16 protein-coding genes are annotated in these 19,685 nt (G+C 65.7%); 7 read left to right on the top strand and 9 right to left on the bottom strand.

Features of this window, described 5'->3' with window-relative positions; all coding sequences use genetic code 11:
* Positions 1-191 precede the first annotated feature (191 nt).
* Positions 192-788 (top strand): TetR/AcrR family transcriptional regulator, encoded by a 597-nt coding sequence (locus B5Y19_RS19280; RefSeq protein WP_244555646.1) that lies wholly within the window; start codon positions 192-194, stop codon positions 786-788.
* A gap of 67 nt (positions 789-855) precedes the next feature.
* Positions 856-2,811 (top strand): SDR family NAD(P)-dependent oxidoreductase, encoded by a 1,956-nt coding sequence (locus B5Y19_RS19275; protein ID WP_055729205.1) that lies wholly within the window; start codon positions 856-858, stop codon positions 2,809-2,811.
* On the opposite strand, the gene B5Y19_RS19270 is transcribed toward B5Y19_RS19275, so the two are convergent.
* From B5Y19_RS19270 to B5Y19_RS19260, 3 genes are all read right to left on the bottom strand, one after another.
* On the bottom strand, positions 2,735-3,664 hold the full coding sequence (locus tag B5Y19_RS19270) for an NAD-dependent epimerase/dehydratase family protein (protein ID WP_055729178.1): 930 nt from the start codon (positions 3,662-3,664) through the stop codon (positions 2,735-2,737). The two genes, B5Y19_RS19275 and B5Y19_RS19270, sit on opposite strands and share 77 nt — an antisense overlap.
* A complete protein-coding gene (locus B5Y19_RS19265; RefSeq protein WP_244555644.1) occupies positions 3,657-4,679 on the bottom strand; it encodes an MraY family glycosyltransferase in 1,023 nt (340 codons plus the stop codon). The genes B5Y19_RS19270 and B5Y19_RS19265 overlap by 8 nt, the downstream gene beginning before the upstream one ends.
* A gap of 116 nt (positions 4,680-4,795) precedes the next feature.
* Complete coding sequence (locus B5Y19_RS19260; protein ID WP_055729177.1) at positions 4,796-5,248, bottom strand: hypothetical protein; 453 nt, start codon at positions 5,246-5,248, stop codon at positions 4,796-4,798.
* A 220-nt stretch (positions 5,249-5,468) separates the two neighbouring features.
* On the opposite strand from B5Y19_RS19260, the gene B5Y19_RS19255 reads away from it, so the two are divergent.
* Positions 5,469-6,497, top strand: coding sequence for a hypothetical protein (locus tag B5Y19_RS19255; protein ID WP_139384472.1), 1,029 nt, complete (start codon positions 5,469-5,471; stop codon positions 6,495-6,497).
* A 232-nt stretch (positions 6,498-6,729) separates the two neighbouring features.
* On the opposite strand, the gene B5Y19_RS19250 is transcribed toward B5Y19_RS19255, so the two are convergent.
* From B5Y19_RS19250 to acnA, 3 genes are all read right to left on the bottom strand, one after another.
* The gene (locus tag B5Y19_RS19250) at positions 6,730-7,641 is read right to left on the bottom strand and encodes a GntR family transcriptional regulator (protein WP_055729175.1); all 912 of its coding nucleotides are present in this window, start codon (positions 7,639-7,641) and stop codon (positions 6,730-6,732) included.
* A 73-nt stretch (positions 7,642-7,714) separates the two neighbouring features.
* Entirely contained in the window at positions 7,715-8,674 is a 960-nt protein-coding gene (locus tag B5Y19_RS19245) for a Bug family tripartite tricarboxylate transporter substrate binding protein (RefSeq protein ID WP_055729174.1), read from the bottom strand.
* Between the two features lie 43 nt (positions 8,675-8,717).
* Entirely contained in the window at positions 8,718-11,381 is a 2,664-nt protein-coding gene (gene acnA / locus B5Y19_RS19240; protein WP_055729173.1) for an aconitate hydratase AcnA, read from the bottom strand.
* Between the two features lie 291 nt (positions 11,382-11,672).
* Between acnA and B5Y19_RS19235 the strand changes: the two genes are divergently transcribed.
* The gene (locus B5Y19_RS19235) at positions 11,673-12,881 is read left to right on the top strand and encodes a BaiN/RdsA family NAD(P)/FAD-dependent oxidoreductase (protein WP_055729203.1); all 1,209 of its coding nucleotides are present in this window, start codon (positions 11,673-11,675) and stop codon (positions 12,879-12,881) included.
* Positions 12,882-13,030: 149 nt separating this feature from the next.
* Here B5Y19_RS19235 and B5Y19_RS19230 read toward each other — a convergent pair whose 3' ends face one another.
* Positions 13,031-13,609 carry a helix-turn-helix transcriptional regulator gene (locus B5Y19_RS19230; RefSeq protein ID WP_079591955.1) on the bottom strand — a complete coding sequence of 193 codons (579 nt, stop codon included), beginning with the start codon at positions 13,607-13,609 and terminating at the stop codon, positions 13,031-13,033.
* Positions 13,610-13,754: 145 nt separating this feature from the next.
* On the opposite strand from B5Y19_RS19230, the gene B5Y19_RS25830 reads away from it, so the two are divergent.
* The 3 genes from B5Y19_RS25830 (at position 13,755) to B5Y19_RS19220 (ending at position 16,937) form a co-directional block, all read left to right on the top strand.
* Entirely contained in the window at positions 13,755-14,252 is a 498-nt protein-coding gene (locus B5Y19_RS25830) for a hypothetical protein (RefSeq protein ID WP_139384471.1), read from the top strand.
* Positions 14,253-14,433: 181 nt separating this feature from the next.
* Entirely contained in the window at positions 14,434-15,102 is a 669-nt protein-coding gene (locus B5Y19_RS19225; protein WP_079591954.1) for an SGNH/GDSL hydrolase family protein, read from the top strand.
* 581 nt (positions 15,103-15,683) lie between these two features.
* Complete coding sequence (locus tag B5Y19_RS19220; RefSeq protein WP_079591953.1) at positions 15,684-16,937, top strand: site-specific integrase; 1,254 nt, start codon at positions 15,684-15,686, stop codon at positions 16,935-16,937.
* Between the two features lie 49 nt (positions 16,938-16,986).
* Here the strand turns inward: B5Y19_RS19220 and B5Y19_RS26755 are convergent, their stop codons facing one another.
* Entirely contained in the window at positions 16,987-17,352 is a 366-nt protein-coding gene (locus B5Y19_RS26755) for an SDR family oxidoreductase (RefSeq protein ID WP_079591952.1), read from the bottom strand.
* 145 nt (positions 17,353-17,497) lie between these two features.
* Positions 17,498-19,249, bottom strand: coding sequence for a hypothetical protein (locus B5Y19_RS19210; RefSeq protein WP_079591951.1), 1,752 nt, complete (start codon positions 19,247-19,249; stop codon positions 17,498-17,500).
* Positions 19,250-19,685 lie beyond the last annotated feature (436 nt).

Here is a 19,685-nt window from a genome sequence, read left to right as displayed (position 1 = left end):
ACGGCCCGGCTGCCGGCCAGCGGCCAGGCGCGCTCCCGCCATGGCAGCTGCTGTCAGCATTCGATTTCCGGCAGAATTGATGCAGGTCAAGGCAAAAGTCTTTATTCGCCATAATGTTGACGAATGACGAAATTCGTCATATGGATCAATTCTTCACCGCATTCGTCGAAATCAAACAAGCCGGCGCCGCCGTGAGTCAATCCGAACGCGATACCAAGCAGATCATCGTCGATACCGCCGAACGTTTTTTTCGGGACATCGGCTATCAGAAGACGACCGTGGCGGACATCGCGAAGTCCCTACGGATGAGCCCCGCGAATGTCTACCGCTTCTTCGACTCCAAGAAGTCGATCAACGAAGCCGTGCTGGAGCGCTACAAGCGCGAACAGGAAGAGGCGATCGCCAGCATCGCCGCCGAGGACCGCTCCGCCGCCGAGCGGCTGCGCGACATCCTCGCCACCTCCTACCGGCTCAACGCCGCCCGCTTCGCCGGGCATGCCCGGATGCAGGAGATGGTCTGCGCGGCGATGGAGGAGAGCTGGGACGCGATCATCGCCCATATCGAGCGTTTCGACGTCGTGCTGCGCGGAGTCGTGGCCGACGGCATCGCCCGGGGCGAGTTCAGGCCGATGGAGCCGGCCCAGGCGACGGGCTGCATCCGCACCGCGATGATCCGCTTCATGCACCCGCTGCTGATCACGCAATGCGAGTGCATTCCGGGCCCTTCGCCCGACGACATGATCAGCTTCCTCCTGAGCGCGCTGGAAGCCCGACCGAGCCAGAGCTGACACGATCCGCACCCCTGCGCGTTGACAAGCCGCCGAGGGAGCGGGATATCGGCCCGGCATGGCCATCCTGCCCAAACAGAATCTGAAGAAGCTCGCCGTCGTCCTGCATGACCTGCTGGTCACGGCGCTGGCGATCTGGCTCGTCTTCGTCGTCCGCTTCGAAGGCGTGCTTCTCGAGGAGCATCTGCGCTACCTGCCGAGCTTCCTGCCCTTCTTCGTCGCCTATGCCGGGCTGGTCTACTGGTTCTTCTCGCTTTACCGCTCGAAATGGCGCTTCGCCTCGCTGCCGGACCTGTCGAACATCGTCAAGGCGGTCACGGTCCTGACCGTGACGCTGCTCGCCGTCGACTATGTGCTGGTCGCGCCGAATTTCTACGGTGGCTTCTATTTCGGCAAGATCACCATCGCGCTCTACTGGCTCGTCCAGAACGCGCTGCTGGGCGGGCCGCGCCTCGCCTATCGCTACTTCAAATATGCGCGCTCGCGCACCAGCGCCGTGCGCGATGCGACCCTGCCCGCCCTGATCCTCGGCCGCGGCGTCGAGGTCGAGATGGTGATCCGCGCCATGGAATCGGGAACGATGCGCCGGCTCCGGCCTGCCGGCATCCTGTCGCCGCGCATCGATGACCTCGGCCAGTCGATCCGCGGCATCCCCGTCCTCGGGCTGCTCTCCGACATCGAGCGGATCGCCGAAGAGGCGGCGGAACGGGGCGAGGCCTATCGCCGGATCGTCGCGACACCTTCGGCGCTCCTGCCCGAGGCGCAGCCCGAGAAATGGCTCGCCCGGACGCGCAAGCTCGCCCTGCCGATCTCGCGCATCGAGAGCCTGGGTGAGGGCGCGCGCGACACCGAGATCGCGCCGCTCGAGATCGAGGACCTGCTGGTCCGCTCGACCGTCGCCATCGACCGCGAAAGGCTGGGCGGCTTCCTGAAGGGCAAGCGCGTCATCGTCACCGGCGGCGGCGGCTCGATCGGCTCCGAGATCTGCCTGCGCTGCGCCGCCTTCGGCGCGGCCGAGATCCTGGTCGTAGAAAGCTCCGAGCCGGCCCTGTTCCAGATCACCGAGCAGCTCGCCGTGCAGGCGCCCGACACGACGGTCGCCGGCGTGCTGGCCGATGTTCGCGACCGCGAGCGCATTATGCCGCTCTTCGTCGCCTTCCGGCCCGACATCGTGATCCACGCCGCCGCGCTGAAGCATGTCCCCTATCTCGAGGCGGACTGGAGCGAAGGCATCAAGACCAACATCTTCGGCTCGGTGAACGTCGCCGACGCGGCCGTCGCCGCCGGCGCCAGGACTTTCGTGCTGATCTCGACGGACAAGGCGATCGAGCCGGTCTCGATGCTCGGCGCGACGAAGCGCTTCGCCGAGATGTACACCCAGTCGCGCGATGCCGAGTTCGTCGCCGCCGCCTCGGGCATGCGTCTCGTGGCCGTGCGCTTCGGCAACGTGCTCGGCTCGGTCGGCTCGGTGGTGCCGAAATTCAAGGCGCAGATCGCCCGTGGCGGGCCGATCACCGTCACCAGCCCGGAGATGATCCGCTACTTCATGACCATCCGCGAGGCTTGCGACCTCGTGCTGACCGCCGCGTCCCATGCGCCGGCGGGCGGGCCGGAGGCGGAGCGGGCCGCGGTCTACGTCCTCAAGATGGGCCAGCCGATGCGGATCATGGACCTGGCCGAGCGGATGATCCGCCTCGCCGGCTTCGAGCCGGGCGAGGACATCGAGATCGTCGTGTCCGGCGTCCGGCCCGGCGAGCGGCTGAACGAGATCCTGTTCGCCCGCGACGAACCCATGGCCGAGACGGGGCTCGACGGCGTGATGGCCGCCAAGCCGATCTTCGCCGGCCGGGCCCGGATCCAGGGCTGGCTGTCGCGGCTGGAAGAGGCGTTGAAGGCCGACGACCGGGCGGCCGCCCTTGCCGTGCTCGACGAGGCGATCCCGGATTTCAGCCGTCGTGGCGAGGCGCAGCCAGACGTGCCAGCGCCGCCCGCGTCTCTGCCGGTGGCTGCCAGCCGGCCCTGAGCAGGCGTTCGGGGCGCGCAACCAGGCTGCCCGCCAGCTTCAGGAAGGTTTCCTCGCGCCCGGCGAGGCGCGCCAGTCGCCTGAGCCACGCTTCCGGGATCGCGACCAGGCCCGGGCTACGGCCGAGGCCGGAGCGCATCGCCGCCAGCATGTCGGCGACGCTGATCGGCGCGGGATCCGACACGGCGTAGCTGCGGCGCGGCGGGCAAGCCGGCGTCAGCGCGAAGCGGATCGCATCGGCCATGTTCTCGACGGCGAGCAGCGAGCGCCCGGCCGCGAGCCCGCCGAAGGGCAGCGGCAACGGCAGGCGCGCCAGCCTGAGCAGCGCCGCCATATTGGCCTTGACCCCCGGCCCGTAGATCAGCACCGGGCGCAGCGCGACCCATTCGAGATCGAGAGCCGCCAGCCCCTGCTCCGCCGCGAGCTTGGAGCGGCCATAGGCGTCGCCGGGCATCGGCGGGGCATCCTCGGCCAACGGCGGTCCGTCGACAGCGCCGGACAGCGCCTTAATCGAGGAGAGATAGACGAAGCGCCGGACGCCGGCGGCGGCCGCCGCCCGTGCGAGGTCCAGCGTCGCCTGCGTGTTGATCCGGATGTAGAGCGCCTCGTCGAGGCCCGGCCCGGCATGGGCGAGGCCGGCCATGTGGACGACGTGGTCGACGCCCGCCAGCGCCGCCTGCCAGTCGATCGGTGAGGAGAGATCGCCGAACATCACGGTCTCGACGCCTGCCGGCACGGGCTGGGGGCGTCGCAGGGCCAGGCGCAGGCGATAGCCGGCTTGCACGAGTGCCGCCACCACATGCGGGCCGACGAAGCCGCTGGCGCCGGTGACGAGGACGCGCTCGCTAGCCATGGCGAGGCCCCGTCGCGAAGCGGCGCAGGAGCAGCCCGGTCAGCATGACCGCAAGCGCGACGCAGGCGAACTGCGTGGGCAGCCCCGGCACGGCGAGCGCGACCGCGGCCAGCCCGGCGAGGACCAGGTTGAGCAGGAAGACCTGCCCGACCACCGCCATCACACTGAAGCCGTTGGCGGTCGCCTGCTGGTAGAAATGCGATCGGTGCGCCTCCCAGACCCGCTCGCCGCGCAGCAGGCGCCGCAGCAGCGTGATGGTCGAATCCGCGACATGGTAGAGCGGCAGGATCAGCGCGGCCGCGAAGGCGCCGGTACCGGCAAGACGATAGAGCAGATAGGCGGTGACCAGGCCGATCGGCAGCGAGCCGACATCGCCGAGGAAGAGGCGCGCCACCGGGCGGTTGAACGGCGCGAAGCCGACCAAGCCGCCGCAGATCGCCGCCGCGAGCCAGCCGGTCAGGGGGTCGACGATGCCGTAGCCGCCCGCCAGTGCCAGCGCGCCCGTGAGCGGCACGATGCCGGCCAAGGTGATCCAGTCGAGCCCATCCATGAAATTGACGAGGTTGACGAACCAGACCCCCGCCAGCAAAGCGAGCGCTCGCTCGAGCGCCAGCGGCATCAGCTCCGGAAACAGGCGCAGCTCCGGAGCGGCGCGGAACAGGACAAAGCCGACGCAGGCCGCCTGAAGCACCAGCCGCAAGCCGGCGGGCAGCGGCCGGATATCGTCCCAGGCGCCAACCACAGCCAGCGCCGTCGCCGCCAGCGCGACGACGAGCAGGGTCCGCCCCGCCTCGCCTTCCAGGGGGCTCAGCCAGAGACCGAGCGCCAGCGCCAGGAACGCCCCGGCCAGGACGGCGATGCCGCCGCCCTGCGGCGTCGGCACCTTGTGGCTGGAGCGGGCATTGGGCCGGGCGAGCGCATAGCGCACCAGCAGCGGGCGCAGCCAGACGCAGAGAACCGCCGCCAGGATGGCGGCGGCAGCGGAGATGGCGAAGGGGATGAGAAAGGTCGTCAAAGCGGCCGCACAATAGTCCAGGCAGCGCAAATGCCTAGAGCCTATGATGCAGACGGCCCAGCCGTTCGGTCGCCGCGCCCCTGCCGGAGACGCGGTGGCCTATCGCTGTTGTCCGACTAGCGCTTGAAGCCGATCAGCACGCCGTCGGCCCCCAGCGAGAGCTGAAGCCCCTGACGGCGGGTGGCGAGGTTCAGGGTCACGCCCTTGTCGTTGCGCAGCCAGACCGTGCCGCGCCCCTGGTCGCCGACGGCCCAGCCTTCCTTCAGCTGGACATAGGCGCCGGCGAAGTCGGAGACATTCCGCAGGCCGTAGACGGATCCCGAAGCGACGGTGCGGGAGGCGCCGATCGAGCCGATACCGAGACCGCCGACCGTGATCGGATAGGAGCGGCCGCGAAAGCGCAACGTTCCGCCGCCCGCCTCGCCGGAGGCGATGAAGCCAGCCTGGACCTGCTCGATGCGGACCGACCCGGTCGACGGGCCGAGCGAGCGGGAGGACTGCCCGAGAGCGGGCGAAGCCAACGCCAAAAAGGCTGCGAAGGAAACGGCGGTCTGCCTGATCGTCATCATGTCCAGCTCCTTGCGCCTCGCTGAGGGCGCACGGGAACAACACGCGAAACCCGATTTCGATCCCGGCGGCAGGCGGCAAATGCGAGGCGCGGACGATCGCTCGGCTTCGAACCGCCCCGGTCGGCAGGAAAGCTGCAATTCGATGCAATTTTATCTGCCGAATTGACCCGGGTTTCAGCGCCGGCGGGGCAGGTTCCCCGCCACGATCCGCCTGCCGCTGGTGACCATGTCTCCCGTCCGCTTCCTGAGCTTCGCCTTCCTCCTGGCCCTGACCATCTTTTTCTTCTCGGCGGCGCAATCGGCGCAAAGCGAGCTGGTCTACACGGTCATCACACTGGACAAGGGCACCCTGCCGGGCGGGGCCGGCCCCCTGCCCGTGCCGCCGGCCGCCGAGCCGATCGTGGAAGCCTACAAGCGCGATCTCGACCGGAACTGCGCCGAGCTTACCAAGGCCACGGGCCGCGGGGATGCCGGCGCCCGGTTCGAGAGCCCCTTCGCCACCGTGGTCGACGTCAACAGCGACGGCCGAGGCGACCTGTTCATGACGTCAGCCCGCGCGCCCTGCGACGGGGCGCCGAGCTATGATTCCGGGACCGCCGGCTATGGCGCACGCTGGGCGATCTCGAAACCGGACGGCAGCTACGCCATCAGCGACACGATGCTGCGCGGCGCCGAGATCCAGGAGACCCTGCGCAACGGCTACCAGCTCATCCTCCACCTCCATGGCCTGAGTTGCGGCAAGATCGGCGCCGCGCAGTGCCGCAACGTCGTCCGCTTCGACCGCTCCGGCGAGATGGTCAGCGTCGCCTGGCCCGACGGGCATGCCGCCGCCCCGGGCGAGCGCAAGCCGGTTGCGCAGCGAGCTGCAGCCCCCGCCGCCGCGACGGCGGACGGCGACGAGCCGTCGCCGTTCATCGGCGCCGACCACAATGGCAGCCTGATGGAGATGGCCGGAAACCGGATCATCTACGCGCAGCCGAAGCCATCCCTGCGCGACGTGGTCAAGCCCGGCACGGTGCTGGTGGAGGGGCGCTGGAACGGCGAGGCCTTCGAAGGCACGGCCTATGCCTTCAAGAAGGGCTGCGAGCCCGCCAGCTACAGGGTGAGCGGCCGCACGATCCAGCGGAACGGCCAGCTCGACCTCGTCCTGCGCGGCGCCGGCCCGCTCCGCCAGGGCTGCGAGGTCGTCTCCTATTCGGAGACGAGCCCCCATGCCCGGCTGGTCTTCGAGAAGATCATGGGCAACTGAGCCTGCCCGGACCGGCTACGGCCGCAACGCGATCGCCAGATCCGGCCGATCCGTCGTGAAGGCGCTCACCCCGGCCGCGAAGGCCCGGGCGATGGCCGCTTCGTCATGGGCGACGGAGGTTGCCTGCTCGCACCGGCCGCGCTCACGCGGGATAGCGACGGTGTCGATCTCGATCGTCGGCGACTGGATCAGGGATCGGCTCGACCCGACCTTGCAGCCACGCCGAAGCCGATCAGCGTGAAAGCAGCGGGCGGATCCGCGCCAGATTGTCGATGGTGTGGCCGAGATGGCTCCTGAGGCGGGCCGCGGCCTCCTCCTGGTCGCGCCGGGCCAGGCTGTCGAGGATCGCGAGATGCTCCTCGCATTGCGCGCGATAGCGGCCGCGATCGAGCATCGACCGGTAGGACAGCAGGCGGCGGATCCGGTTCAGCCGCCTGATCGCGTCGATGAAGAAGGGATTGCCGCTGGCGCCGACGATCGTCTCGTGAAAGCGCACGCCGCGCTCGTGCAGGGCGTCGGCGCTGTCGGTGTCGATGGCGCCGGCGAGGAGCCGCTCCTCGGCCTGCCGGCAGGCGGCGATCAGCTCCGGCGACAGGTCGTAGCCGGGTTCCAGCAGGGCGGCCGGCTCGAGCGCGAGGCGCAGGCGATAGCTCTGCTCGAGGCTCTCCGGCGTGGTCAGCACCGGCAGGAAGCTCCAGCCATAGCCGGCCCGCCGCTCGGCCCAGCCCTCGGCGCCGATCCGGGTCAGGATGTTGGAGAGCTCGGCCCGCGTCAGGCCATAGCGCTCGCGCAGCTCCGACTCCGTGATCCGAGCGGGCAGGAGCCCGCGCAGATGATCGTCGGCGATGCGGAAATACACGGCGGCGAGACCGTCCTCGGGCTGGAGGCCGAGCTCCTCGGCCGAGGGCAGCTCGGCCTTGGCGACGAAATAGCCGCGATTGCGCTCATGGCGCAGCACGCCTTTGTCCGCGAGGAGGTGCAGAGCCTGGCCGACCGGAAAGCGCGAGACGCCGAGGCGGCCCGCCAGCTCCTGCGAGCGCAGATGCGCGCCGGCGGCGAGACCCTGCTCGCGGATCTCGCCGAGCAGCCGCGCCGCCAGCACCTCGCCGAGATCCCGTCTTTCCGCCTTGACCAAAGCAGCCATCCCGCCGGCGCCGGATGCGCCGATGCGATCTGTAGCCGCCGGGCTGCCGGAGACAACCCTGTTTCGTCGGCCGCTACTTCACCAGCCCGATCGAGCGCAGCACCTCGGCGACGCGGACCTGCTCCTCCTTCAGGAAGGCAGCGAAGGGCTCGCCCGCGAGATAATAGTCGTCCCAGCCGCGTGCCTTCAGCACCTCGCCCCATTCCCGGGATTTCGCCATCCTGTCGAAGACCGCCGTGAGATCGCGCTTCTGCTCGGCCGAGATGCCGGGCGCCGCCATCACGGCGCGCCAGTTTGTCACCTCGACGGGATAACCCAGCTCCTTGAGCGTCGGGACATCCACCCCCTCCAGCCGCTTGCCGGACGAGAGCGCGAGCGCACGCAGCTTGCCGGCCTTGATCTGGCTTTCGAACTCGCCATAGCCGGAGACGCCGGCGGTAACGCGGCCGCCGAGCATGGCCGCGAGGGCCTCGCCGCCGCCGGAGAAGGCGACATAGTTGAGCTTGGCCGGATCGCTCCCCGCCGCCTTGGCGACGAGCGCCGCCAGGATATGGTCGGCGCCGCCGGCGGAACCGCCTGCCCAGATGAAGCGGGCCGGGTTGTCCTTGATCGCGGCAGCGAGGTCCTTCACCGTCTTGAGCGGTGAGTTTTCGGGCACGACGATCACCAGCGGGTCACCGGTGAGACGTACCAGCGGCGTCACCTGGTCGAGCGTGACGGGCGCCTTGTTAGTCAGGATCGCGCCGACCATGGTGATGCCGTTGACCATGAGCTGTCCCGGATCACCCTTGGCACCGGTGATGAACTGCGCCAGGCCGATCGTGCCGCCGGCCCCGGTCACGTTCTGGACCTGGATGCTCTTGGCGAGGCCGGTCGCGGTCAACACCTGCTGGATCGAGCGGGCGGCGGTGTCCCAGCCGCCGCCCGGACCAGCCGGGGCGATGATCCTGAACTCGGGCGGCGCCTCGGCCCAGGACGGCCCGGCGATCCCCATGGCGGCCAATCCGGCCACGACGGCTCTACGATTCAACATCTCTTTTCCTCCCTCTCTTCGAATTGTCCGGCTCCGGCCGCGCTCAGGCGAGGCGGCGGTACGGCGCTGGCTGTTCACCTTCCGCATGAGTTCCGCTTTTCGGCAGAAAGCGTCCGAGGATCAGCGGCAGCATGCCGCCGGCCCTCAAGGTCTCGCATTCGAGCTCGGTCTCGACCGCCAGCCGCATCGGCAGCGTCTCGGTCTCGCCTCCGGCGCGGATGACCGACACGGTCGTCGGCAGGCGCGGCGCCAGCGCTTCGACCGGCAATGCGATCGCCAGCCGGTCGCCGGGCCGCAGCATCAGTGCCGTTCCCTGCGCGGCATCCGCGAAGACCAACGGCAGGATGCCCATGCCGACGAGGTTGGAGCGATGGATGCGCTCGAAGCTCGCCGCCAGCACGGCGCGGACGCCGAGCAGGGCAAGCCCCTTGGCGGCCCAGTCCCGCGATGAACCGGTGCCATAGCGCTCGCCCGCGACGACGACGGTGGCCTCGCCGCCGGCCCGGTAGCGCTCCGCCGCCAGCCACAGCGGCAGGACGTCGCCGGTCGGTGCATGCACCGTCGTGCCGGCCGGCAGGCCCGGCGCCAGCCGGTTGACGACGGTGCGGTTGGTGAAGAGCCCCCGGAGCATCACCTCCCAATTGCCGCGGCGCGCTGCGTAGACATTGAGGTCTTGCGGATCCTCGCCGCGCTCGGTGAGCCAGCGCCCGGCCTCGCTGGCGGCCGGGGTCTGACCGGCCGGTGAGATATGGTCGGTGGTGACGTCGTCCCCGAGCAGGAGGAGGGGATAGGCCTGATAAGTGCCGAGCGTCGCGGACAGCGCGGCCCGCGCGAAGGGCGGCCGGCGCAGATAGGTCGAGGCTGGATCCCAGGGGAATTGCGCGCCCGCCGGCGCGTCGAGCGCCGCCCAGCTCTCATCGTTCTCCGCTTCGGCGAAGGCGGCGCGAAAATCGCGCGGGTCCAGGCCCTTGCCCAGCGCGGCGTCGATCTCGGCTCCAACCGGCCAGAGATCGGCGAGGAAGACAGGCCTGTCGCCCGCGATCGCCAGCGGCTCGCGCGCGAAATCGCGCGCCGCATCCCCGGCAAGAGCGTAAGCGACGACGAGCGGCGGCGATGCCAGGAAGCTGGCCTCGACCTGGGCGTGGACACGGCCGGGGAAGTTGCGGTTGCCGGACAGGATGACGACGGGAAGCGTCTCGCCTGCAGAGACGGCCTGCGCCATCACCGGCAGGAGCGGCCCGGAATTGCCGATGCAAGTGGTGCAGCCATAGCCGACGATGGCGAAACCGATCGCCTCAAGGTCCTCAAGCAGTCCGGCGCGCCGCAGGAAGCGCTCGGCAGCCGGAGAACCCGGCGCCAGCGATGTCTTGACCCAGGGCGGCGGCTGCAGGCCGAGCGCCCGCGCCTTGCGCGCGACGAGGCCGGCCGCCACCAGAAGGCGCGGATCGCTGGTGTTGGTGCAGCTCGTGATCGCGGCGATCGCGACCGGCCGAGACCGCAGGCCGGGGGCGACCCGCGCCGGCGGCGGCAGGCGCGACAGCACCTCGGGAACGGCCGAGAGGGAGACACGGTCCTGCGGGCGGAAGGGCCCGGCAAGGCTCGTCTCCACCGCCTCGAGATCGATCGCGACGACATCGCTGAAGCGCGGCTCGGCGGCCGGATCGAACCAGAGCCCCTGCGCCCTCGCATAGGCTTCGACGAGGGAGACGGCAGCGGGCTCCCTGCCGGTCTGCCGAAGATAGGCGAGCGTCGCGGCGTCGATCGGGAAGAAGGCTGTCGAGGCCCCGAATTCCGGCGTCATATTCGCGACGACGGCCCGCTCGCCGGCGGAAAGGGAGGAAACGCCGGCCCCGAAGAACTCGACGAAGGCGCCGGCGACGCCGCGCTGTCGCAGCCGCTGGGTCACGGTCAGCGCAAGATCGGTGGCGAGCACGCCCTCCCGCAGCCGGCCGCTCAGCTTCACGCCGATCACTTCCGGCAGGCGCATCATCACCGGCATGCCGAACATGACGCTCTCGGCCTCGAGCCCACCCACGCCCCAGGCGAGGACGCCGATGCCGTTGATCATCGGGGTGTGGCTGTCGGTCCCGATCAGCGTGTCGGGCACCGCGAGGCAGGCACCATCCTCCCGCGTCCTGACCTCGACGACCGTCGCCAGCTGCTCGAGATTGATGGTGTGCATGATGCCGGTGCCGGGCGGATGGACCCGCACGCCTTCGAGCGCCCGCGTCGCCCATTTCAGGAAGCGGTAGCGCTCGCCGTTGCGGCGATACTCGCGCTCCTTGTTCAGCCGTGCCGCGGCCGATGAACCCGCGATGTCGACACCGAGCGAGTGATCGACCGAGACGTCGACCGGCAGCACGGGGCTCAGCGCCGCGGGATCGCCGCCCGCCTCGGCAAGCGCGTCCCGCATGCCGGCGACATCGACGAGCGCCGGAGTGCAGGTGGTGTCGTGCATCAGCACGCGCCCCGGCTGAAAGGCGACCTCGGCGGTGCTCGCGCCATCGGCGAGCCAGGCGCGGATCGCCGCGAGCCCGGCCTCGCGCTCGGCGGAAGAAGCGGCGTTGCGCAGGAGGTTCTCGGCCAGGATCCGGAAGATGTGCGGGAGGCGCGCATAGTCCGGCCCGAACGCCTCCGGGGCCGCGACCCGGAGATAGGAGCGGGAGCCGCTCTCGAAGGGCTGGGTGGCGAAATCCGCGACGTTCATGCAGCAATATTGTATATATTGTTTTATAAATGCAATACATGCTGCGAGCCGAGACTGCGGTCCGGCTGATGCGGCTGCTCATGGGTACTTGGCGCCTCGCACCTGCGAGCCACCGAGCGGAACAGCGAAAAGCGGCAGGAGCGCGAAGCGCCCCTCGACCTGGGCATCTCCCGGTCACCGCCTGTTGATGGATGCTCGCGGATCATCTACCCGATGCGACGCGCGGCGCGATGCCATCCCGAAGCGGCGCGCAATGCCCTTTCCGGGCTCTTCTGGGGCAAGCAGCATTCGATGTCGGTCACGCGTTTCGACACTGTCATTCTCGGCGCCGGTGCCGCTGGAATGATGTGCGCGATCCAGGCCGGAGCGCGCGGCGGGCGCGTTCTGATCATCGATCACGCCAAGGCGCCCGGCGAAAAAATCCGCATCTCCGGCGGAGGGCGCTGCAATTTCACCAATATCGGGGCGAGCGCCCGCAATTTCCTGTCGAACAATCCGCATTTCGCCAAATCCGCGCTCAGCCGCTACACGCAGCATGATTTCGTCGCCTTGGTCGAAAGGCACGGCATCGCCTATCACGAGAAAACGCTCGGCCAGCTCTTCTGCGACGATTCCGCCAAGGCCATCATCGCCATGCTGCTGAACGAAATGGCGCGCGCGGCATGCGAATTGCGAGTCGGAACCACGCTGGAAAACCTCGAGCGGATCGATCACGGCTTTGCGGTCACGCTTGGGGGCGATGGCGCGGGAAGCATCCGATGCCGGCAGCTCGTCGTTGCGACCGGCGGAAAATCCATCCCGAAGATGGGGGCGTCCAGCCTCGGCTACCAGATCGCCGAGCGGTTCGGCCTGACGGTGACGGAAACACGCCCGGCGCTGGTGCCGCTGACATTCGGCGAGGATGTCCTTGCCGGATTTCGCGAGATTGCCGGCGTCGCCGCTGATGTGCGCGTTTCCTGTGGCAAGACGGCCTTCGACGAGGCGCTGCTGTTCACGCATCGCGGGCTTTCCGGCCCCGCGATCCTGCAGATCTCATCCTATTGGCGCGAGAAGGAGCCGATCCGGATCGCGTTTCTGCCCGGCCATGATTTCTTCGCCGATCTGCACACCGCCCGACGGGAGAATGGCCGCCGAAACATCGCCAATACGCTCGGCGAGATCCTGCCGAAGAGGCTGGCGACCTATCTGGCCGACGCCCATGGCTGGTCCGGGCCGATCGGCGACGCCAGCGACAAGAAGCTCGCCGCGATCGCCGCCACCCTTCACGGCTGGGAGGTCCTGCCGATCGGATCGGAGGGATACCGGACCGCGGAGGTGACGCTCGGCGGCGTGGATACCTCCGGCCTGAACTCGCGGACGATGGAAGCCCGCGCCGTCGACGGCCTGTATTTCATCGGTGAGGTGGTCGACGTGACCGGCTGGCTCGGCGGCTACAACTTCCAATGGGCATGGTCGTCGGGCTGGGCGGCGGGGACCGCCATCGCCGAACGCAATGGCTGAGACCTGTCCGTCGCAAGAGCCAAACGCAGAGTGTCGACAGTGCACGCGGGCACGCGAGGGGCTGTGAATCCCGGGCCAATCCAAGTTGATGGATTCTGAGCCTGGCCCGCAACGGGCTTCGAGCCGATTGACCGAAACGGCCCCGTCGATCACATCGCCAACGAAGCCAGTCTCCGAATGAAATCAGCCTGCGATTGGCACCCCGTCTTCGCCAAAACCTGCTTCACCTGGGTACGCACGGTTTCGCGCTTGACCCCGCGCTCCGCCACGATCTCATTGATGGAGAGGCCTTCGAGCAGGCGGTTGGCTACTGCCGCTTCAGTTCGTGTCAGGTCGTAGAGTTCACAGAGGAGCGAAGCCTCGATCCGCAAGCTGCGATCCGATGTCGTGACCACAAGCATCGCTTGCGCCCGCGAAAAAATATCTCGTGCCTGCCGCCGGATGGGAAGCACGTGGATGATGAAGGCGGGATTGTCGTCTCGACCGGGAACCGGAATCGAACGGGTGTCGTGAATGCGGTCCTGGGCGAGCTCGGAGAGGGATTTCTGAAGCAGCGAGTTCGCCCGATCATCTTCGAGCGCGATCTTGTCGCCAGCACGGATGATGACCTGCCCGAGCAGTGGTTCGAAGCTTGGATTGGTCGCCGTCACCTGGCCACGCCCGCCGATCAGCGCAGCCGGTGATCCGGCTCGCTCGAATGAATCGAGACTGGCCTGCGCACGCTGCATCTGGAGCTTCGATGTCAGCACCGCTGCCCGGGGCCAGATGGGGACGGATACTGTCCAGAACCTCGATCTCGCGCCTCGTCACCGGCCCGCGATCATATCGACGCTCCAGAGAGAGAATGATGTTGTCGCCCGACGCCGAACGGACATGGGTCGCGGTAGCCCAACCGAAACCGTTCGGAATGAGAAAGTCGCAATAGACCGGCATCTCGGCCATCTCTTCATCGCGAAAGACATCATGGTCGCCCACGAAGCCCGTGCCGCAATGGGCCAGCAAGCCTTCCATCCTGGCGTTTCGCTGCATCCATCCTTCGTCGACAAAGCGCTGAACGAGGGGACGGACGGCATCGCAACTCACCCAATTCGTTCCCTGCTGGGAATGAGTGAACAGCAGGCCGCCATAGCAACCAGCAATTTCCGAAAGGCGCGCGATTGCGGCAGGCCACATCTCGGGAACTGCTGCAGCTTCGTAGAGCCTAGCCACAGCATCACCGAACTCATTCGCATCCAGCATTCCAGATCGCCCCAAGCCGCCCATCACTGGTGCGACGCCGTGGCGAGTTCGTCAATCGTCCCCCTGAAGGGTGATGCACGTTCGAGATCATCCGCTTCAAATTGGAGGAACGATCTTTCGGTGTTCGGCTGAGATAAAATTTCCCGAGTTTCTCCCTACCATGACGTTTCTTGGCTTATCGGCAGCCGCGTTATTCGCGCTGTTCATCATCGTGAACTTTTTTGTCTCCCGTCGAGCTCGGCGACGCTTGTCCGCGGAGGACCGCGCTAGACTCGGTCGAGAAATCCTGAACGATTCCATTTGGTAAAGATCGATGAAGCGCTCTTTATCGATGGTGTCGGCGCTACTGCTCGCAGCCTTTATTGGAGCGAGCTTCGGCAAGGGACGCAGCCCTGTGAGTTCGGGCGGCGGCTCATATCTTGAGACGCGTTCGCAGATCATCGATGCTCATCTGCGGCAACCGCCCGGCGACTACATTCTTGTGATGGGAGATTCCCATGCGGAAAGTTGGCTCGCTTCAACCGGCTGCGATCTGCCTGTCGTGAATGCGGGGCTCGCTGGGGCAACGGCTGAATCCTACTCTCGTTTCTTTGCGAACCTGTCTCTGCCGCGCCCGCCGCGCGCGATCATTTTGATGATCGGGACCAATGATGCGTTAGGCCGACGCATCGGCGATCCTGACAAGGCAGTTGCAAGCTATCAGCACCGGGTTGAGGCGCTGCTGAAACGGGCAGCGGAGAAGACCAAATCCGTGACCGTGACCGCCATCCCCCCGCTCGACCCCGAGCGTGCAGTCGGGTTCTCGCATGAGATTGCGCTTCGCTTCTCAGCCTCTTTAGAGACCATATGCAGCAAACAGGGATGCCAGTTTGTCCATCCTTTCCCGGAAGGGGCGGCGTTGTTCGATGGCGTCCATCTCATCAACTATGCGTCGTCATATGCCCGCATTTGGGATGTGGTATGTCCCGCAATCGGCCGCTAGGCCCGTCGAGAACGGCCAAGCGCCTGCCCGGACAGTCCAGAACAAGCCCCTGGAAAGTTTCAGGCGGCTGCAACCATCACTCTGCGCGCTTTTTCACCTATGGCGCACATCGCTGATGGATTTCGCCATTCATCGATCTATGGGCGCCGCCAAACCAACGTGTAGCGAGCCTGAATTCGCTGACTGCCAGCCCCTTCGACAGCGCATGGGCACACGCAGGCCTCGACGACTGTCCGATATTCACGCAGCGCAGTCGGAAAGAGCCGACGCGAGGCCAGAGTCGCGCACCGCGCGGCCGAGAACGAGGCCTGAACAAATCCTGGGAACGCGACGGGGAACATGGGGAACGCCAGATCAGCGGTAGACCATCGTAACGGGCTGACGTTCCAGGAGATTTTTGGAGCGGGCGATCGGGATCGAACCGACGACATTCAGCTTGGGAAACATGATGTTGAACTGGCAGAAGCCCTAGAAGCCCCACGAAACACCTGAGTTTGAATGAAAACTTTTCATCGGCACCTATGAGCCCTTGCGTTTTCTCGCTAGAAACGTAGCTGCTACGTAGCTTCTGGAGAGTCCCCTTGGCAAAACGAAGCTCGATCCGCATCACCAAAACCGTTGTCGATAGCCTCGGCCCGGGCCAGGTCGTCTGGGATGCGGAGGTCAAAGGGTTCGGCATCCGCTGTCAGGCCAAGGGCAAATCCTACACTCTCAAGACCGCCGTCCAGGGTCGTACGCGCTGGTTGACGATTGGGCTTCATGGCTCACCATGGACACCGGACTCGGCGCGCGCAGAGGCAAAGAGGCTCCTTGGCGAGACCGTGCAGGGCAAGGACCCGACCGAAGCCAAGTTCCGCGAGCGCGTTCGCATGAAGGAGCTATGCGCTCGCTACCTTGAACAGTACGCGATCCCCAAAAAGAAGGCGTCGAGCGTTCGCCTGGATCGCATGAACATCGACAATCACGTTCTGCCGCTACTCGGCCAAAAGTTCGTCGACGAGCTAAAGCCGGCGGATATCGAGACGTTTAAGAATGCCGTCCGGAATGGGAAGACGGCACCAAAAGACGCGAAGGAGAAACAAAAGGAGCAGGGCGGCGGGCTTGTCGTCAAAGGGGGCCCCGGTGTTTCAAATCGTTGCCTTACCTTACTCTCAAAAATCTTCAATCTGGCCGAGCTATGGGGCCTGCGTCCGAAAGCCAGCAACCCCGTGAAGGGAATTGCCCGCTATGGCGAAACGCCCAAGGAGCGTTTTCTCAGCGAGGAGGAATTTCAGAAACTCGGAGCGGTTCTCAACCAGTTTGAGCGTGACGAAGCTGAATCCATCTACGCCGTTGCCGCCATCAGACTGCTGATCCACACGGGCGCACGCCTCAGCGAGATTCTCACACTGCGGTGGGACCATGTGCAGTTTGACCGGCGCCGGTTGCGGCTCATCGATTCAAAGACCGGACCCAAAAACATCGAGCTGACCGAGCCTGCTATTGAACTGCTGCAAAACTTGCCCAGGATCGACGGCAACCCGTTTGTAATCGCCGGACGGCGCCGCGGACAGCATCTCGTCGACCTTCAGCGGCCCTGGCAGAGGATCCGTAATGCCGCCGGGCTGTCAGATGTGCGGATTCATGACCTGCGGCATAGCTTTGCCTCTATGGCGATCCGCAACGGCATCTCTATCAATGTCATAGGCAAGCTGCTTGGGCACCGCAGCAGTGAGACCACTCGCCGATATGCCCATCTCGAGGATAGCTACATCGCTCAGGAAAATGACAAGGTTGGCGCGCTTCTAGCGGCAGCCATGGCGGGGAAGAAATGCGTTTCCGCCGAACCGCAATGATCCTTTAGCGATGATCGCTTTCGACCCATAGCCGACGGACCGCTTTTCATTAAGCGACGCGTCCACAATCGATCTTCAAATGCGTGCCTGTGATGCCGCTAGCACGCGGTGAAGTGAAGAAAGCCACAGCTTCAGCTATTTCGTCTGGCGTCACCATGCGCCTCAGTGCGGCCTTGTCCACGAAACGCTCCTGCACGAAGGTATCGGCATCGACCCCGATCTTTGCAGTTTCGCGTCGTGAACTTTCCTCGAACGATTCGGTCCTAACGGCTCCGGGGCGCGGCACCGATACCGCTTCCGCCCCCTGCAATGACCGCGGTTGGTGAACCGATACCGTCCATTTCCCGTGTCCTGGAATTTTTGTGAGCCGAGCGGGCGTCCATTTATTGGCTATCAGCCGTCGCCACCAGGCCATAGAACGTGCTGATGTCCAATCAGCCTTTTTGTAGGGGCGCTTTGGAGAAGCGGAACTAGCCGCATCCAACTGCCGCTTTCGGCCCTTCTCGATCTCCCAATGAGATATTCCGCCGGCGGGAGCCAGGGACAAGCTTGTCCAGTCCTTAATTGCTGACAAGATTTACTGGAAAGCCAGCGCTTCTGGCTCCCTCGATCAGGACTGCCCGGTCTCTCGCATTGAAATTGCGCATGGCCAGTTCTCCCCGGAAGTCGTCGAAAAAGCGCGGACGCATCTTCAGGAACTGCGAAACACTGACCCGCGCCTCTTCCGATAACCCTGCTCGTGCAAAGATCAGAGCAGCGACGAAATGATAGATCGAAAACCTTTGTAGGTCGGCCCTTCTGATCCACTCTACCGCGCGCTTGTCGTCCCCCATCATGTAGTAGGCTTGCGCGACGAGGCCAGTGTAGTAGCCGGCCTGCGCCGGATTCCGCGCCAAGGCGTCTTCCATCATCCGCGCGCCTCGCTGCCAATCACCGGTCTGAGCGATGCGGCTTCCAAACTCAGCCAGCAATTCGGTGTCGTTCGGGTTCAGGGCAAGGGCTTGCTCGCCGATCTTAAGCGCCTCCTCAGGCTGACGGCTGAAGAACAAGACCGTCATCAAAGCTTGCAAAGCGCGCACATTGGCCGGATCGAGCGTGACCGCTCGTTCGGCCGCCTCACGGGCTCGAACCGCCCCAGACGCGCCGTTCGGCCGCCGGTTGAGATCGAAACGGTCCTCGTCGAGGTAGAGATAAGCGAGCATCGCCCAGCCAGTCGAATATCCCGGGCTGGAGGTGATGGTCTTTACCAGGCATTCGCGGGTCGTGGCGTGCTCCTCCCGGTTCAGCACCTTCCTGTATTGGTAGAACCGCAGAACACAGAGATATGTGTCGGCGTTCTCTGGCAGCCGTATTGCCGCTGCGCTGGAAAGAGGGGTGAAGATCGCCCCGTAAGGCTGCGCCACCGCGGCCGCGACTTTCTCGGCGATATCGCTTTCGACCTCGAACGCCCGAGTTTCACGCAAGTCTCGTTCGTAAACCTGACTCCACGCGACCTTTGCTGTCCGGCTTTCGAGAAGCCTGGCGGCGACGCGCAAGCGCACGCCAGCGACTCGTATGGATCCCTCGAGAAGATAACTGGCCTCAAATGTCTTCTTGTCCGGCTCTCGGCCGGCAGCAATCGGAGTGCGAGCAATAACCCTGATTTCCTTGAATCGGGCGAGTTGACTGAGAAGCTCGTCGGAAATGCCGGCGGCAAGGGACACGCCTTCGGGCCCAGAGAGGTTTGAAAGCGGCGCGACGGCGAGCGTCACCTCAGGGTCGGACACCTCTTGTGTGCCGTCATCCATCATGCGGGCAATCACGACCGCGGATATAAGCATGATCCCGATCGCAAGAACCGCCGCGCCGAGGCCGCGCTTCCAGATTTGCGCTTTCTGCATCTCCGGAGGCGGCTGCAGATCGGGGGGCCCCTTCAATTCAGGTGCCGAAGCAGCAATCGGACCATCCTCTCGCCTCTCGATTCTAGGCGCATAGGAGCCCTTGGGTATGTCGATGATGATGGGATCGTGCCGCCCAGACAGCAGATAGTAGCGCTCCAGGGCGCGCCGAAGGCGACCCGCCTCGATCCTGACCACGGGGTCGTTCAGGACGTCAAAGTCGTCATCCCGGCCGAAGACATGCGTTGCGATTGAATAGGCTTTGATCCGATCGCCTCTTCCCGCGAGACATTCTTCGACGACGAAGGTCAAAAACGCTCGCAGACGCGCCGGTACGATGAAATCTGGGCTCGACAAGATGGTGTGCAATTGCGCGCGAACAGCGGCGGGCCCGCAATCTTTGGGATCTTCACTCTGGAAGCCCGAACCCTGCATCGCGCCACCCCGAAGCTGATCATGAAGCCTATACAGCCGGGATCATGTTCGCAATGCAGCGGATAACCTCCTGGCGATGCAATTGGATGCAAATTGATCCGCTAGTACCGCGACTTTTCGGCGACTGGCCTTAAGGGCAATTGCTGCCGACTCCCGTAGCAACCATGCTGCGAACGCGACCGTGTTCTTCGGGTCCACATGACAAACGAACGGAAAGCGGGCTTGGCGCTTCTGCTACTCCGCTACCCGGAGCGCCGATTTGCAATTCTGCGCGTGGCATTGACGCCAACAATGGCCGAGCTCTGTGAGCCCTACGAATTGGCATGCGTGGCAGCAAAGTACTGGGCTGAGGTTCCCGGCTCCGAAGCAGCAGCGATGACCGCAGAGTTCCGACTGCTCATCGGCGCCCTCGAAGCCGAGGTATCGCGGGAGCTAT

The sequence above is a fragment of the Allobosea thiooxidans genome (assembly GCF_900168195.1).
Lineage (GTDB): Bacteria > Pseudomonadota > Alphaproteobacteria > Rhizobiales > Beijerinckiaceae > Allobosea > Allobosea thiooxidans.
The sequence above is the reverse complement of the archived record's forward strand: the minus strand, read 5'-3'. Positions and strand labels throughout refer to the sequence as shown.

What these genes read in the sequence shown, in the direction of transcription:
- B5Y19_RS19250 (WP_055729175.1), bottom strand. Translation starts at nt 7,641, where the DNA reads ATGGCTGCTTTGGTCAAGGCGGAAAGACGGGATCTCGGCGAGGTGCTG.
- B5Y19_RS26755 (WP_079591952.1), bottom strand. Translation starts at nt 17,352, where the DNA reads ATGGCCTGGTGGCGACGGCTGATAGCCAATAAATGGACGCCCGCTCGG.
- B5Y19_RS19225 (WP_079591954.1), top strand. Translation starts at nt 14,434, where the DNA reads ATGAAGCGCTCTTTATCGATGGTGTCGGCGCTACTGCTCGCAGCCTTT.
- B5Y19_RS19270 (WP_055729178.1), bottom strand. Translation starts at nt 3,664, where the DNA reads ATGGCTAGCGAGCGCGTCCTCGTCACCGGCGCCAGCGGCTTCGTCGGC.
- B5Y19_RS25830 (WP_139384471.1), top strand. Translation starts at nt 13,755, where the DNA reads ATGGGTCGCGGTAGCCCAACCGAAACCGTTCGGAATGAGAAAGTCGCA.
- acnA (WP_055729173.1), bottom strand. Translation starts at nt 11,381, where the DNA reads ATGAACGTCGCGGATTTCGCCACCCAGCCCTTCGAGAGCGGCTCCCGC.
- B5Y19_RS19210 (WP_079591951.1), bottom strand. Translation starts at nt 19,249, where the DNA reads ATGCAGGGTTCGGGCTTCCAGAGTGAAGATCCCAAAGATTGCGGGCCC.
- B5Y19_RS19230 (WP_079591955.1), bottom strand. Translation starts at nt 13,609, where the DNA reads ATGCAGCGTGCGCAGGCCAGTCTCGATTCATTCGAGCGAGCCGGATCA.
- B5Y19_RS19260 (WP_055729177.1), bottom strand. Translation starts at nt 5,248, where the DNA reads ATGATGACGATCAGGCAGACCGCCGTTTCCTTCGCAGCCTTTTTGGCG.
- B5Y19_RS19245 (WP_055729174.1), bottom strand. Translation starts at nt 8,674, where the DNA reads ATGTTGAATCGTAGAGCCGTCGTGGCCGGATTGGCCGCCATGGGGATC.
- B5Y19_RS19235 (WP_055729203.1), top strand. Translation starts at nt 11,673, where the DNA reads ATGTCGGTCACGCGTTTCGACACTGTCATTCTCGGCGCCGGTGCCGCT.